This window comes from Cellulomonas endometrii (assembly GCF_949769265.1).
Taxonomy (GTDB): Bacteria; Actinomycetota; Actinomycetes; order Actinomycetales; family Cellulomonadaceae; genus Cellulomonas; species Cellulomonas endometrii.
The window spans coordinates 59,032-73,000 of the sequence record NZ_CATKPC010000004.1 but is presented as its reverse complement, the minus strand read 5'-3'; the positions used below and the strand labels follow the sequence as shown (position 1 = coordinate 73,000).

13 protein-coding genes and 1 pseudogene are annotated in these 13,969 nt (G+C 76.4%); 7 read left to right on the top strand and 7 right to left on the bottom strand.

Features of this window, described 5'->3' with window-relative positions; all coding sequences use genetic code 11:
• Window positions 1-73: 73 nt before the first annotated feature.
• From QNH85_RS06285 to QNH85_RS06255, 7 genes are all read left to right on the top strand, one after another.
• Complete coding sequence (locus tag QNH85_RS06285) at window positions 74-1,117, top strand: copper transporter (RefSeq protein ID WP_282945371.1); 1,044 nt, start codon at window positions 74-76, stop codon at window positions 1,115-1,117.
• The gene (locus QNH85_RS06280; protein WP_282945370.1) at window positions 1,114-2,064 is read left to right on the top strand and encodes a hypothetical protein; all 951 of its coding nucleotides are present in this window, start codon (window positions 1,114-1,116) and stop codon (window positions 2,062-2,064) included. Before QNH85_RS06285 ends, QNH85_RS06280 begins: the two co-directional genes overlap by 4 nt.
• Window positions 2,061-3,761 carry a murein biosynthesis integral membrane protein MurJ gene (gene murJ, locus QNH85_RS06275; protein ID WP_282945369.1) on the top strand — a complete coding sequence of 567 codons (1,701 nt, stop codon included), beginning with the start codon at window positions 2,061-2,063 and terminating at the stop codon, window positions 3,759-3,761. The genes QNH85_RS06280 and murJ overlap by 4 nt, the downstream gene beginning before the upstream one ends.
• A complete protein-coding gene (locus QNH85_RS06270) occupies window positions 3,758-4,837 on the top strand; it encodes a glycosyltransferase (protein ID WP_282945368.1) in 1,080 nt (359 codons plus the stop codon). The genes murJ and QNH85_RS06270 overlap by 4 nt, the downstream gene beginning before the upstream one ends.
• A gap of 232 nt (window positions 4,838-5,069) precedes the next feature.
• On the top strand, window positions 5,070-6,764 hold the full coding sequence (pyrG, locus tag QNH85_RS06265; RefSeq protein WP_213282693.1) for a CTP synthase: 1,695 nt from the start codon (window positions 5,070-5,072) through the stop codon (window positions 6,762-6,764).
• Between the two features lie 2 nt (window positions 6,765-6,766).
• Complete coding sequence (locus QNH85_RS06260) at window positions 6,767-7,369, top strand: NUDIX domain-containing protein (protein ID WP_428830371.1); 603 nt, start codon at window positions 6,767-6,769, stop codon at window positions 7,367-7,369.
• 97 nt (window positions 7,370-7,466) lie between these two features.
• Window positions 7,467-8,432: a GGDEF domain-containing protein gene (locus QNH85_RS06255; RefSeq protein ID WP_282945366.1), complete on the top strand. Its 966-nt coding sequence runs from the start codon at window positions 7,467-7,469 to the stop codon at window positions 8,430-8,432.
• A gap of 30 nt (window positions 8,433-8,462) precedes the next feature.
• On the opposite strand, the gene QNH85_RS06250 is transcribed toward QNH85_RS06255, so the two are convergent.
• The 7 genes and pseudogenes from QNH85_RS06250 to QNH85_RS06220 all read right to left on the bottom strand — a co-directional run bounded on the left by QNH85_RS06250 (window position 8,463) and on the right by QNH85_RS06220 (window position 13,940).
• Window positions 8,463-9,269 (bottom strand): ABC transporter permease, encoded by an 807-nt coding sequence (locus QNH85_RS06250; RefSeq protein WP_282945365.1) that lies wholly within the window; start codon window positions 9,267-9,269, stop codon window positions 8,463-8,465.
• Entirely contained in the window at window positions 9,269-10,243 is a 975-nt protein-coding gene (locus QNH85_RS06245) for an ATP-binding cassette domain-containing protein (protein WP_282945364.1), read from the bottom strand. Before QNH85_RS06245 ends, QNH85_RS06250 begins: the two co-directional genes overlap by 1 nt.
• A 46-nt stretch (window positions 10,244-10,289) precedes the next feature.
• Window positions 10,290-10,451: an alpha/beta fold hydrolase gene (locus tag QNH85_RS06240; protein WP_282945363.1), complete on the bottom strand. Its 162-nt coding sequence runs from the start codon at window positions 10,449-10,451 to the stop codon at window positions 10,290-10,292.
• 19 nt (window positions 10,452-10,470) lie between these two features.
• Window positions 10,471-11,037, bottom strand: a pseudogene (locus QNH85_RS06235) (alpha/beta fold hydrolase); the annotation flags it as partial.
• A gap of 162 nt (window positions 11,038-11,199) precedes the next feature.
• Window positions 11,200-12,129, bottom strand: coding sequence for a COX15/CtaA family protein (locus QNH85_RS06230; RefSeq protein ID WP_282945362.1), 930 nt, complete (start codon window positions 12,127-12,129; stop codon window positions 11,200-11,202).
• Window positions 12,130-12,195: 66 nt separating this feature from the next.
• Complete coding sequence (locus QNH85_RS06225) at window positions 12,196-12,993, bottom strand: ABC transporter permease (protein ID WP_282945361.1); 798 nt, start codon at window positions 12,991-12,993, stop codon at window positions 12,196-12,198.
• Window positions 12,990-13,940, bottom strand: a complete 951-nt coding sequence (locus tag QNH85_RS06220) for an ABC transporter ATP-binding protein (protein WP_282945360.1) — start codon at window positions 13,938-13,940, stop codon at window positions 12,990-12,992. Before QNH85_RS06220 ends, QNH85_RS06225 begins: the two co-directional genes overlap by 4 nt.
• Between the last annotated feature and the right edge of the window lie 29 nt (window positions 13,941-13,969).

Genomic DNA, 13,969 nt, shown 5'->3' with positions numbered 1-13,969 from the left:
CCGGCCCCGCGCCGACCCGACCCGACACCTCCCGTGCCGCCCTCGTGCCGGCACCCGACCGAGAGCTCGCACAGTGATCGACTTCCGCTACCACCTCGTCTCCCTGATCTCGGTGTTCCTGGCGCTCGCCGTGGGCATCGTGCTCGGCGCCGGCCCGCTCCGCGAGAGCATCGGCGACACGCTGACGGGTCAGGTGGACCAGCTGCGCGCGGACCGCGACGACCTGCGCACCGAGCTCGAGGCCTCCGCCGCCGACCTGGCCGCGAGCAACGCCTACATCACGGCCGCGGGGGCGGAGCTCGTCGACGGCACGCTCACGGACCGGCGCGTCGCGGTCGTGTCGCTCGGCACGGTCGACGGCGACGCGCTCGCCGCGATCGAGAGCCAGCTCACCGACGCCGGCGCGACCGTCAGCGCGCACGCCACGCTGACCGAGGCCTGGTCGTCGAGCGACCTGCGCTCGTTCCGGCAGGCGCTGGTCAGCAGCATCTCGACGTACCTGGACCCGCAGCCCGCCGACGACGCCTCGGTGGACACGACCCTCTCCGAGGCGCTCGTCCAGGGCCTCACCGGCGGCGAGGCGGCGGACCCCGACCGGCTGAGCTCCGCGTCCGGCACGCTGCTCGAGTTCCTCACGACCGGCGACGACCCGCTGGTCACCGTCGACGAGGAGGTGACGGCGCCCGCGGACGCGATCGTGCTCGTCTCCCCGGCCGTCGCCCCCGACGCCGTGCCCGCCGACGAGACCCCCGACGCGGAGGAGGCGCAGGCCGCCACCGACGCGCAGATCGCCCTGGCGCGGGTCGCGCAGGCCCGCTCGGAGGGCGCGGTCGTCGTCGACGGCCCGCTCGTGGAGGGCTCGCTGGTCGCCGCGATCGTCGGCGACGAGGGCGCCGCGGGCGACCTCACGACCGTCAGCGACGCGGACACGGTGGCCGGCCAGGTCTCCGTCCCGCTCGCGCTGAACGCCCGGATCGGCGGCACCAACGGCCACTACGGGCACGGCGACGACCTCACCACGGTCCCGTCCGCGGGCATCCTGCCGCCGCCGGACCGCACGCCCACCTCCACCGGTGACGCCGGCACGTCCGGGGACGCGGCGGGGGCCGAGGGGTGAGCGTCGCCCGCCGGATCGCCGGCGCCGTCACGGCACGGCTGACCACCACCGTCGTCCGCGGACTCCTCGACGACGACCCGCCCGGCGGCGCGCGACTGTGGGAGCGCACCAACCACCGCGGCGAGCCCGTGAGCCTGCTCGGCGGCCCCGCCGTCGCCGCCGGTGTGCTCGCCGGCGGGCTCGTCGGGGCGTCCGGCGCCCGCGACGGCGCCGCGCTGGCCGTGGCGACCACCACGGCGACGGCCTTCGGCCTGGTGGACGACCTCACGGAGGACCGCGAGGGCACCGTCCGCAAGGGGCTGCGGGGGCATCTCGGTGCGCTGGCCCGCGGCGAGGTCACGACCGGCGGCCTCAAGGTGCTCGGCATCGGGGCCGGTGCGCTCGTCGCCGCCGCGCTGAGCCGCCCGCACGACCCCCGGCCGTCCGGGCGGGCCGGCGGCGCGCTGACCCGGCTGGCGGACGTCGCGGTGGACGGCGCGCTCATCGCCGCCAGCGCGAACCTCGTCAACCTGCTCGACCTGCGGCCCGGCCGTGCGCTGAAGGCCGCGGGCATCGCCGCCGCGCCTGCCGCGCTGCTCGGCGGTCCCGCGGGCGGCCCTGCCGCCGCCGTGCTCGGCGCGGTCGTGGCTGAGCTCCCCGACGACCTCGCGGAGCGCGACATGCTCGGCGACTCCGGGGCGAACGCCGTCGGCGCGGTGCTCGGCACGGTGGCCGTGCAGCAGCTCCCGCGGCCGCTGCGCCTCGCGCTCCTGGCCGGCGTCGTGGGGCTGACGGTCGCCTCCGAGAAGGTCAGCTTCACCGCGGTGATCGCGCGCACGCCCGTGCTGCGGGAGATCGACGCGTGGGGTCGCCGGCCGGCGCACGTGCCGCACCCGGTGCCGCCGCGCGCGCCGGAGGCGGCCGACGCACCGGGCGAGCCCGACGCGGACGGGGTGCCCGGGCGGTGAGCCGCCGCCGGGCCGTCCTGTCCGGCCTGGCAGGCGCCGCGGCCCTCATCTCGGTCGTGACGATCGTCAGCCGGCTGCTGGGTTTCGCCCGCAACCTGGTGTTCGCCAGCTCGGTGGGCGTCGGCGAGGTCGGCGACCTCTACAACTGGGCCAACGTCCTGCCGAACGTCCTGTTCGAGGTCGCCGCCGGCGGGGCCCTCGCCGGGGCGCTGATCCCGGTGATCGCCGGGCCGCTCGCCCGCGGCATGCGCGACGACGTCTCCCGGATCGCGTCGGCGATGCTGGGCTGGACGCTCGGCGGCCTGGCGGTCCTCGGCGCCCTGCTCGCGCTGGCCGCGGAGCCCATCGCCGCGCTCGCGCAGACCTCGACCGGTGCGGAGCGCGATCTCGTGACGTTCTTCGTCCGGGTGTTCGCGGTCCAGCTGCCGCTGTACGGCCTCGCGGTCGTGCTGTCCGGCGTCCTGCAGGCGCAGCGCCGGTTCTTCTGGCCCGCCTTCGTGCCCGTGCTCTCGAGCCTCGTCGTCATCGTGACCTACACGGCCTACGGCCGGGTGCTCGCCGGCGCCGACGTCGACGCCGCCACGGGCGACGTGACGCTCCTGCCCGACGGGGCGGCGGCGCTGCTGGCGTGGGGCACCACGGCCGGCGTGCTCGCCATGGGGCTGCCGCTGCTCGTGCCCGTGTGGCGCTCCGGGGTCCGGCTGCGGCCGGCGCTGCGGTTCCCCGAGGGGGTGGCCGCCCGGGCGCGGGCGCTCGCGCTGGCGGGCATCGGGGGCCTGGTCGCGCAGCAGGCGGCGGTGCTCGCCACGCTGCAGCTGTCCCGGTCCTACGGCGGCCCCGGCGCGCTGAGCGTCTACCAGACGATGGTCCAGCCGACGTACCTGCTGCCGTACGCGGTGCTGGCCGTGCCGCTCGCGACGAGCACCTTCCCGCGCCTCGCCGCGGCCGCCTCCCGGGGCGACCGCGCCGGGTACGCCCCGCTCGCGTCCGTGACGACCCGCGCGGTCCTGGTCGCGGGCGCCGTGGGGGCGGCGCTCCTCGTCGCGGTCGCGCCGGCAGCGGTGACGGTGTTCTCGGCGATCGGCAACGGCGACCCCGACCTGATCGCCGCGGTCGCCCCGGCGCTCACCCTGATCGCCCCCGGCCTGCTCGGCATGGGGCTGATCTTCCACGTGTCCCGTGCGCTCTACGCCCTCGAGCGCGGGCGCCTGGCCGTCCTCGCCGTGAGCGTCGGCTGGGTGACCGTGGTCGTGGCGTCCTGGGTGGCGTGCGCCGTGCTGGTGCCGGGGGAGCGGGACGCGCCGGCGACGCTGCGCGCCCTGGCGACCGGCAGCTCCGTCGGCATGCTGGTGGCCGGGGCCGCGCTGGTCCTCGTGCTGCGGCACGCGGCCGGTCGCGCCGCGGTCACCGGGGTGCTGCGGACGCTCGCGGTGCTCGTCCTGGGCGGCACGGTCGCCGCGCTCGCGGGCCGCTGGACGGTCGACGCGGTGCAGCGGTTCACCGACGGGGTGCCCGGCGCGCTGGCGGCGGCCGCGGGCGGTGGGGCGCTCGCCGCGGCGGTCGTCGTCGCGCTGGTCTGGGCCGCCGACCGCTCCACCATCACGGGGCTGCTGCGGCGCGGCGGCCCGGCCGGCGACCACCCGGTCCACCCGGTGCCCGGCCCCGGGCCCGACGAGCAGCAGGAGGCGGGACGATGAGGGTGCTCCAGGTGCTGGGGTCGAGCGCCGGCGGTGTCGCCCGGCACGTGGCGCAGGTCGCGGCGGGGCTCGCGGCGCAGGGCGACCACGTCGTCGTCGCCGGGCCGTCGTCGCTCGCCGGGCTCGTCGCCCCGGCCGGGTCGGGCGTCCGGTTCGAGCCCGTCGAGATCGCGGACCGGCCGCACGCGTCGGACGCCCGCGCCGTCGCCCGGATCGCCGCGCTCGCCCGGGACGCCGACGCCGTGCACGCGCACGGGCTCCGCGCCGGGGCGCTGACCGTGCTGGCGGTCCGGTCGCGGCCGGGCCGCCGGGCGCGCGTCGTGGTGACGCTGCACAACCTGCCGGTCGGCGGCCGGGCGATCCGGGCGGTGTCCACGGTGCTCGGCCAGGTCGTCGCCCGCGGGTCGGACGTGGTGCTCGGCGTGTCGGGCGACCTGGTCGCGCTCGCGCGGTCCCAGGGGGCGCGCGCGGCGCACCGGGCGCTCGTGCCCGCCCCGGGCCGTCCCGCGCCGGCGGGGGACCGCGACGCCACCCGGGCGGCACTCGGGCTGGAGCCCCACGACGACCTCGTCGTCACCGTGGCGCGCCTGGCGCCGCAGAAGGGCCTCGACACGCTCGTCGGCGCCGCGGCGGAGGCGGTGCGGGTGCGGCCGCGGCTGCACTGGGTCGTCGCGGGGGACGGGCCGCTGCTCGACGACGTCACCGACCAGGCGGCGCGGGCGGGCGCGCCGGTGCGGCTGCTCGGCCGGCGCGAGGACGTCGCCGACCTCATGGCCGCCGCCGACGTCGTCGCCTCCGCGGCGGTGTGGGAGGGGCAGCCGCTGGCGCTGCAGGAGGCGCTCGCGCTGGGCGCGGCGGTGGTGGCCACGGACGCGGGCGGCACCCGCGAGGTCACCGGCGACGCGGCGGTGCTCGTGCCCGTCGGCGACGCGGCGGCGCTGGGGGCGGCCGTGGCGGAGGTCCTCGCGGACGAGCCGCGGCGCACGGCCCTGCGCGCCGCGGCGACGGCGCGCGCGGCGACGCTGCCGACCGTGCCGGACGTCCTGGCGCAGCTCCGCGAGGCGTACGCGCGCTGAGTCGTGCCGGGAACCGCCCGCGCTGGTCGCTCCCGGCTGCTCCCGGTTGGAACGTTCGAGCAGACACGCCGTGGGTGTGTCCGCTCGAACGTTCCACCCGGTGTGGCGCCCGGGTCGGAGCGGGCCGGGACGGGGTGCTCGGCGGGTGCGTCGCCGCTCGCGCGGCGGGGCGGTGCGCGTGTCGCGCGGGTCACGCCCCGCGCGGGCCCGGACTCGGGTACAGTGGAAGCCCGTGGCAGAGCGCGCAAATCGACTCTCCGGGCGGTCGGACTCCACGACCCGGCACATCTTCGTCACGGGAGGCGTCGCCTCCTCACTGGGCAAGGGCCTGACCGCCTCCAGCCTGGGACGACTCCTGCGGTCCCGCGGTCTGCGGGTGACCATGCAGAAGCTCGACCCCTACCTCAACGTCGACCCCGGGACGATGAACCCGTTCCAGCACGGCGAGGTCTTCGTCACCGAGGACGGGGCCGAGACGGACCTCGACGTCGGTCACTACGAGCGGTTCCTGGACGTCGACCTCGTCGGCTCCGCGAACGTCACGACCGGCCAGGTCTACTCGCACGTCATCGCCAAGGAGCGGCGCGGCGAGTACCTCGGCGACACGGTCCAGGTCATCCCGCACATCACCGACGAGATCAAGAACCGGATGCGGTCCCAGGCCGCGGACGACGTCGACATCATCATCACCGAGATCGGCGGCACCGTCGGCGACATCGAGTCGCAGCCGTTCCTCGAGGCGGCCCGCCAGGTCCGGCACGAGCTCGGCCGGGACAACGTCTTCTTCCTGCACGTCTCCCTGGTGCCGTACATCGGCCCGTCGGGCGAGCTGAAGACCAAGCCGACCCAGCACTCCGTGGCGCAGCTGCGCAGCATCGGCATCCAGCCCGACGCGATCGTCCTGCGGTCCGACCGCGAGGTCCCGCAGTCCATCAAGGCGAAGATCGCCCTGATGTGCGACGTCGACACCCAGGGCGTCATCTCCTGCGTCGACGCGCCGAGCATCTACGACATCCCGCGGGTCATCCACTCCGAGGGCCTGGACGCCTACGTCGTGCAGCGCCTCGGCCTGCAGTTCCGGGACGTCGACTGGAGCGGCTGGGACGACCTGCTCGAGCGGGTGCACCAGCCCGCGCACCACGTCGAGATCGCGCTGGTCGGCAAGTACATCGACCTGCCGGACGCGTACCTGTCGGTGACCGAGGCGCTGCGAGCCGGCGGCTTCCACCACAACGCCAAGGTGAAGATCCGCTGGGTCCCGTCCGACGACTGCCAGACGCCCGACGGTGCGCAGCGCGCGCTCGGTGGCGTGGACGCCGTCCTGGTGCCCGGCGGCTTCGGCGTGCGGGGCATCGAGGGCAAGCTGGGCGCGCTGCGCTGGTCCCGCGAGAACAAGGTGCCGACGCTCGGCATCTGCCTGGGCCTGCAGACGATGGTCATCGAGTACGCCCGCAACGTGCTCGGGCTCCCGGGTGCGTCCTCCTCGGAGTTCGACGCGGACCCGGCCGACCCGGTCGTCGCGACGATGGCGGAGCAGCTGGCGATCGTCGGCGGCGAGGGCGACCTCGGCGGCACCATGCGCCTGGGATCGTACGAGGCGGTGCTGACCGAGGGCTCGGTCGCGGCCGAGGCCTACGGGTCGACGCGCGTCACGGAGCGGCACCGGCACCGGTACGAGGTCAACAACGCGTACCGCGACCGCCTGGAGGAGGCCGGCCTGGTCATCTCCGGCGTCTCGCCGGACTCGTCGCTGGTGGAGTTCGTCGAGCTGCCCCGCGACGTGCACCCGTACTACGTGTCCACGCAGGCGCACCCCGAGTTCAAGTCGCGGCCCACGCGGTCGCACCCGCTGTTCGCCGGCCTGGTCGCGGCGGCCCTCGCCGCCAAGGCGGAGCCCGTCGGCGCGGGCAAGGCGAAGTCGCGGTGACGGTGGAGCAGGGCGGGCCGGTCGACCGGCCCGCCCCGCGGCCCGTCCTGGAGCACACCGACGTCTACCACGGCAAGATCTGGGACCTCGTGTCCGAGACCGTGGACCTCGGCGAGTCCCAGGTCGTGCGCGAGTTCGTCGACCACCGGGGCGCGGTCGCGGTGATCGCGCTCGACGAGGACGACCGCGTCCTGCTGCTGCAGCAGTACCGGCACCCGGTGCGCTCCGAGCTCTGGGAGCCGCCGGCGGGGCTGCGTGACGTCGAGGGCGAGCCCCCGCACGTCACCGCCGCGCGCGAGCTGGCCGAGGAGGCCGACCTGCGGGCCGGCACGTGGCACCTGCTCGCCGAGTTCATGTCGTCCCCGGGTGCGACGAACGAGGAGATCCTGGTCTACCTCGCGCGGGACGTCTCCGAGGTGCCCGAGTCCGAGCGGTTCACCCGCGAGGACGAGGAGGCCGGGATCGTCCTGCACTGGCTGCCGCTCGACGAGGCGGTCGAGGCGGTGCTCGCCGGTCGGATCCACAGCCCGAGCGCCGTGGTCGGCGTGCTCGCCGCGGCCGCCGCCCGGGACCGCGGCTGGAGCACGCTGCGTCCGGTCGGCTGACGGCTCCCGCCGGAGGCGCAGCGGCGCGCGTAGCCCGAACGGCTGACGCGCGCCGCTGACCCGTCAGGGGGACGCCGCACGCGCCGATGGGAGACGTGTGCGAGCGTCCCCGGGGTCCCACGGGGCCGGCGCGCGCCTGTTCCTGGCCGCGACCCACACCGCGGGAGCGCTGGGCGTGTGCGCCGCGCTGTGCCTGGTCAGCGCGGTGTGGCCGCCGTCCCGGGTGACGCCCGTCGGGGTCTGGTACGCCGCGGCGGCCTCGCTGGCGGCGGTGGCGGCCGGGGTGCTCGTGCTCCGGCGGCGGCCGCGCGCCCCGCTGGTGGCCCTCGTGGTCGCCGTCGTGATCGGCGGCGTGCTGGTGTGGAGCTGCCGGACGCTCGCCGGGGTCGTGACGACGAGCCTGGGCCTGGTCGCCGCCGGTCAGGCCGCCGCGCTGCTCGGCGGGAGGCAGACGGTCCGCGCGCTGCTCGGGCTCGTGGTCGTCGCGCTCGGCGCGGGCATGGCGGCGTCCCCGGTGCCGTTCCGGCCGGTCACGTGGCTGGTGCTGGCGTCCACGACGGTCGCCATGAGTGCGCTCGTGTCGTTCCTGGTGACCCGGCTGCGGGTCATCGCCACCACCGACGACCTGACGGGTGCCCTGACGCGTGCCGCGTTCGACGAGCGGGCGGGCGTCGTGCTGCACGGCGCCGCCCGGCGGGGCGTCCCCTCCAGCGTCGTGTGCCTGGACGTCGACGACTTCAAGGAGGTCAACGACACCCGGGGCCACCAGGCGGGCGACGAGGTGCTGGTGCGGCTGGTGGAGACGTGGCGCGGGGCGCTCGGCCGGGACGACGTGCTCGGCCGGATCGGCGGGGACGAGTTCGCCGTCGTGCTCACGGGCCGGACCGCCGACGGCGCCCAGGCGTGGGCGCACGCGGCCGGTGCCCTGCGGACCGCCGAGGACCCGACGTGGAGCCACGGGGTCGCGCAGGTGCGCGCCGGCGAGCCGGTGCACGACGCGCTCGCGCGCGCCGACTCCGCGATGTACGCCAGCAAGGGCCGGCGCGCCGACGCGGTGCACTGACCGGGTACGTCGACCGGGTCGGCGCCGACCTCACCGGCTGGTCGCCACCCGGTACTGCCCGTTCGCCAGCGGGACGAACACCAGGAGGAACACCGCCGACCAGATCAGCGTGTACACCTCGGGGTTCTGCAGGGGCCACGCGGTCGGCTCGGGCGTGCCGGGCGGGATGTTGCCGAACAGCTCCCGCGCGGCCTGGGTCACCGCGGAGACGGGGTTCCACTCCGCGAACGTCTGCAGGGGCGCCGGCAGCGTCTCGAGCGGGACGAAGGTGTTCGCGACGAAGGTCAGCGGGAAGATCACGATGAACGAGGCGTTGTTGACGACCTCGGGGCTCGGCACCAGCATGCCGATCCACGCCATGATCCAGGAGATCGCGTAGGCGAACACGAGCAGCAGGGCGAACCCGGCCAGCGCGTCCAGCGCCGAGGACCGGATCCGCCAGCCCACGACGAGCCCGGTCAGCCCCATGACGATCAGCACGATGACGTTGTTCACCACGTCGGAGAACGTGCGCCCCGTGAGCACCGCGGACGGCGCCATCGGCAGCGACCGGAACCGGTCGAGGATGCCCTTCTTCAGGTCCTCCGCCAGCGCTGCCCCGGTGACCGTCGCCCCGAAGATCACCGTCTGCGCAAAGATCCCCGCGATGAGGAACTCGCGGTAGGCCTGCCCGCCGCTCTCCTGGTCGATCGCGCCCCCGAAGACGTAGGAGAACAGCAGCACGAACATGATGGGCGAGAGCGTGGTGAAGACCAGCAGGTCGGGCACCCGCTTGATCTTGATGATGTTGCGCTTCGCGACGACGGCCGCGTCGCCGATCACGTGGGGGACGGCCATCACGCACCTCCGTGCGAGTCGGGGTCGCCGTCGGAGTCGGCGGCCTTGCCGGTCAGCGCGAGGAAGACGTCGTCGAGGGTCGGGCGGCGCAGCCCGACGTCCTCCAGCCGGACCTGCCGCTCGTCCAGGCGGCGCAGCGCCTCGCTGAGCACCTCGGGGCCGCCGGACACCGGCATGACGAACGACCGCCGGCCGCTGTCGACCGCGGGCGCGCCGACGCCGAGCGGGGTGAGCACCTCCGAGACGTGCCCGAGGAACGCGACGTCCGCGACGGTGAGCTCGAGGCGCTCGCCGCCCACCTGCCGCTTGAGCTGGTCGGCCGTGCCCTGCGCGATGATCACCCCGTGGTCGATGACCACGATCTCGTCCGCGAGGACGTCCGCCTCCTCCAGGTACTGCGTGGTCAGCAGCACGGTCGTGCCGCCGGAGACCAGGGTCTGGATGACGTCCCACATCTCGGTGCGCCCGCGCGGGTCGAGCCCGGTGGTGGGCTCGTCGAGGAAGATCACGGGCGGGTCGGCCACCAGCGCGCCGGCGAGGTCGAGCCGGCGCCGCATGCCGCCGGAGTACGTGCGCGTCGGCCGGTCCGCGGCGTCCTCCAGCCGGAACGACGCCAGCAGCTCGCGCGCCCGCTCGCGGGAGCGGCGCTTCCCGAGGTGGTAGAGCCGCCCGATCATGTCGAGATTCTCGAAGCCCGACAGGTACTCGTCGACCGCGGCGTACTGCCCCGACAGCCCGATGCGACGCCGCACGGCCGCGGGGCGGCGCAGGACGTCGACGCCCATGACCTGGGCCTCGCCGGCGTCCGGACGGAGCAGCGTGGACAGGACCCGGACGATGGTGGTCTTGCCGGCGCCGTTGGGGCCCAGCAAGCCGAGCACGGTGCCGGTGGGCACCGTGAGGTCGACGCCGTCGAGGGCGGTGACGCCCTTGTAGCGCTTGACGAGCCCGCGGGCTTCGATGGCCTGTTCCATGCGCCCGAGCCTAGATGTGACCTACGACACACCAGAAGATGCAGCGTCACCCCCGCAGATGGCCCAGCACCGCCGCGGCGACGTCCCGGGGGCGGCGCTCGGGGAGCCAGTGGCCCTCGTCGAGCACCACCTGCGCGAAGGACCCGTCGACGTACGCGGCCGTGCCGGCGACGGAGCGGGGCGAGAAGAAGGGGTCGTGCCGGCCCACGACGTGGGTGGTCGGGACCCGGACCGCCGGCGCCGCCGCCCGGGACCGGCAGCGCCCGGTACCAGGCGAGCGCCGCGCTCAGCGCACGGGGCTCGGACATCCGGGCGACGTAGCGGTCCGCGGCGGCGTCGCCGAGGCCGGAGCGGGTCAGCGCCCGCCGCAGCCGCCGGCCGCCGTGCGCCAGCAGCACCCGCTCCGGCACGCCCGGCACCTGGAACGCCGCCACGTAGGCGGACCGGAGCAGCTGGTGCCCGCGGCGGGCGGCCGCCGCCATCGCGGCCGGGTGCGGCGTCGACAGCGCCGTGAGGGACGCGACCCGGTCCGGCCGCCGGGCGGCCAGCGCCCACGCGACGACCCCGCCCCAGTCGTGGCCCGCGACGTGGGCGCGCGGGGTGCCCGCGGCGTCCAGGAGGGCGACGACGTCCGCCACGAGCTCGGGGACCGCGTACGGCCGGCGCCCCGGCGGCCGCGCGCCGGGGGAGTAGCCCCGCTGGTCCGGGACGAGCACCCGGACCCCGGCGGCCGTCAGCAGCGGGACGACGGCCTCGAAGGCCGAGGCGTCCTGCGGGAAGCCGTGCAGCAGCACCGCGACCGGTTCGCCGGGAGCCGCCCCGTCCGGGGGCGTCGGGCGGTGGTCACGGACGTCGAACCGCAGGCCGTCGCGGGTGAAGGAGTCCACGCCGCGAGCAGAGCACGACGGCCCGGGGAGCGCGAGCCGGACGCCGCGGCCCGGGCGTCGGCGGCGGGGTCAGGCGCGGGTGCGGAACGTCAGCAGGTACCGGGCGGTCCCGCCGGCGAGCAGCGCCGCGCCGAGCATGTGCAGCAGCACGAGCAGGACCGGCAGGTCGGTGGCGACCTGCACGTAGCCGATGACGCCCTGCAGCGCGACGAGCGCGACCATGACCCACCCGCGCCGCCGGAGCACCGCCGGCCCGCGGCGGTTCAGCACCAGCAGGGCGACGAGCACGGCGACGAACAGCCACACCGACGCGGCGTGCACCCGCGCCATCAGGTACGGGTCGACGGCGATGCGGTAGCCGATCTCCTCGTCGCCGGAGTGCGGCCCCGCGCCGGTGGTGATCGCACCCAGCACGAGCACGACCGTCAGCAGGGCGCCGAGCACGGGGGCGAGCCGGCGCGCGAGGGGCCCGACGACGGGCGTGGCGGGGCCGTCGCCCTCGCGGCTGCGGTGCACCAGCAGCGTCGAGGTCACCACGAGCAGCATCGAGACGAGGAAGTGCAGGCTCACCCAGGCCGGGTGCAGGTGCAGCAGCACGATGACGCCGCCGATGACCGCCTGCGCCGCGACGCCGACCAGGGGCGCGAAGCCGAGCCACCGGTAGGACCGGACGCGGTCACGGTCGCTCCACACCAGGACGGCGACGGCGATCGCGATCACGCCCAGCACGCCGGTGAGGGTCCGGTTCCCGAACTCGACGAACGGGTGGTACGTCGCGGCCTCGTGGAACCGCGGGGTGAACTGCCCCGGCTCGCACTGGGGCCACGTCGAGCAGCCCAGCCCGGAGCCGGTCAGGCGCACCGCGCCACCGGTCACGACGATGCCGATCTGCCCCACCAGGTTCGCCACCAGGACGGGGTAGGTGAGACGCCCGCGCCACGTCGCGAACCGGGAGGACGCGGGGCGGGAGGCGGGCGCTGCGGCGACGTCGGAGCTCACGCGGACCAGCCTACGGGCCGTGCCGTCGCCCTCGTGCGCCCGCGCACGAGGCGTCCGTCACCCGGGTCAGTCCCAGCGGAACCAGCGGCGGACGCACCACGCCAGGGCGAGCGTCCACGCGGCGAGTGCCGCGAGGTGCGCCGCCGGGAACGCGCCGTCCACGAGGGCGGAGCGCAGCGCCTCGCCGAGCGCGCCCGGCGGCAGCCACTGGGCCACCGCGGCCCACCCGGACGGCAGGTCGGCGACGGGCAGCACGACCCCGCCGACGACGGCCAGCACGACGAGCAGCAGGTTCGCGACGGCGAGCACCGCCTCGGCCCGCAGGGTCCCGGCCAGCAGGAGCGCCAGCGCCGTGAACGCCGCGACGCCGAGCAGCAGCGCCAGCACGGCCGGGGCGATGCCCGCGGGCGCCGGGTGCCAGCCGAGCGCGAGCCCCGTGCCGCCGACGACGACGACCTGGAGGGCGGCGACGGCGAGCACCGCGAGGACCTTGCCCGCGAGCAGGCCGCCCCGGCCCAGCGGCGTCGTGGCGAGCAGCCGCAGGACGCCGTTGCGGCGGTCGAACGCCGTCGCGATCGCCTGCGACGTGAGCGACCCGGCCATGACGGCGAGCCCGAGGACGCCGGGCGTCACGACGTCGATGCGCGGGGCGCCGCCGGTGCCGATCTCGATGAACGAGGCGCGGCCGAGGGCGATCAGCGCGACCACCGGGATGATGAGCGTGACGAGCAGCTGCTCGCCGTTGCGCAGCACCGCCAGGGTCTCGAAGCGGGCCTGGGCGAGCACCCGGCGGGCGGGCGGCGCGGCGCGGTCGACGGGCGCTGCGGGCTCGACGGGCGCGGCGCGGTCGAGGGGCACGGTCATCGCAGGTTCCGTCCGGTCAGGTCGAGGAACACGTCCTCGAGCGTGCGGACGCCCGCGTCGACGCGGGCGAGCAGCACGTCCTGCGCGGCGCACCAGCCGGCGAGCGCCGCCACGAGGGCGGGTGACGCGGGGGCGTCGACGGCGTAGGACCCCGGGGCGGTCTCACGGACCGCCGTCGGGGCGCCGGAACCCGCGGGCGTCAGGGCGAGCCCGAGGTCCGCCACGGGCAGGCCGGCCGGCGCGCGGAACGTCAGCGTCGCGCCGTCGGGCCCCGCGAGCAGCTCCGGCACGCTGCCGTGCGCGATGACCCGGCCGTGGTCCACGACGGCGATCTCGTCGGCCAGCGCCTCGGCCTCGTCCATGAGGTGCGTGGTGAGCAGGACGGCGACCCCGTCGGCCCGGAGCTCCTCGACCAGGGACCAGACGGCGCGCCGGGCCTGGGGGTCCATGCCGGCGGACGGCTCGTCGAGGAACACGACGTCGGGCCGGCCGACGACGGCGGTCGCCAGCGCCAGCCGCTGCCGCTGGCCGCCGGACAGCCGTCGCACGGTGGTGCGGGCGAACGTCGTGAGCCCGAGGCGCTCGGCGAGCTCGCCGACGTCCCGGGGCTCGGCGTACATCGCGGCGACGTGGCGCAGCACGCCCAGCGCGGGGACTCCGGTCGGCAGGCCCGCGTCCTGCAGCATCACGCCGACGCGGGGACGCAGGGCGCGGGCGTCGGCGACGGGGTCGAGCCCCAGGACCCGGACCGAGCCGGCGTCCGGGGTGCGCAGGCCCTCGCAGCACTCCACGGTGGTGGTCTTGCCGGCGCCGTTCGGGCCGAGCACCGCGGTCACCCGTCCGGGCGACGCGTGCAGGTCCAGCCCGTCGACGACGGCCCGGCCGTCGTACCGCTTGACGAGCCCGCGGACCTCGACGGCCGGCGGGGTGGAGGACTGGCCGAGCACCCCGCGAGTGTAGGGGGCGCGGACTGTGG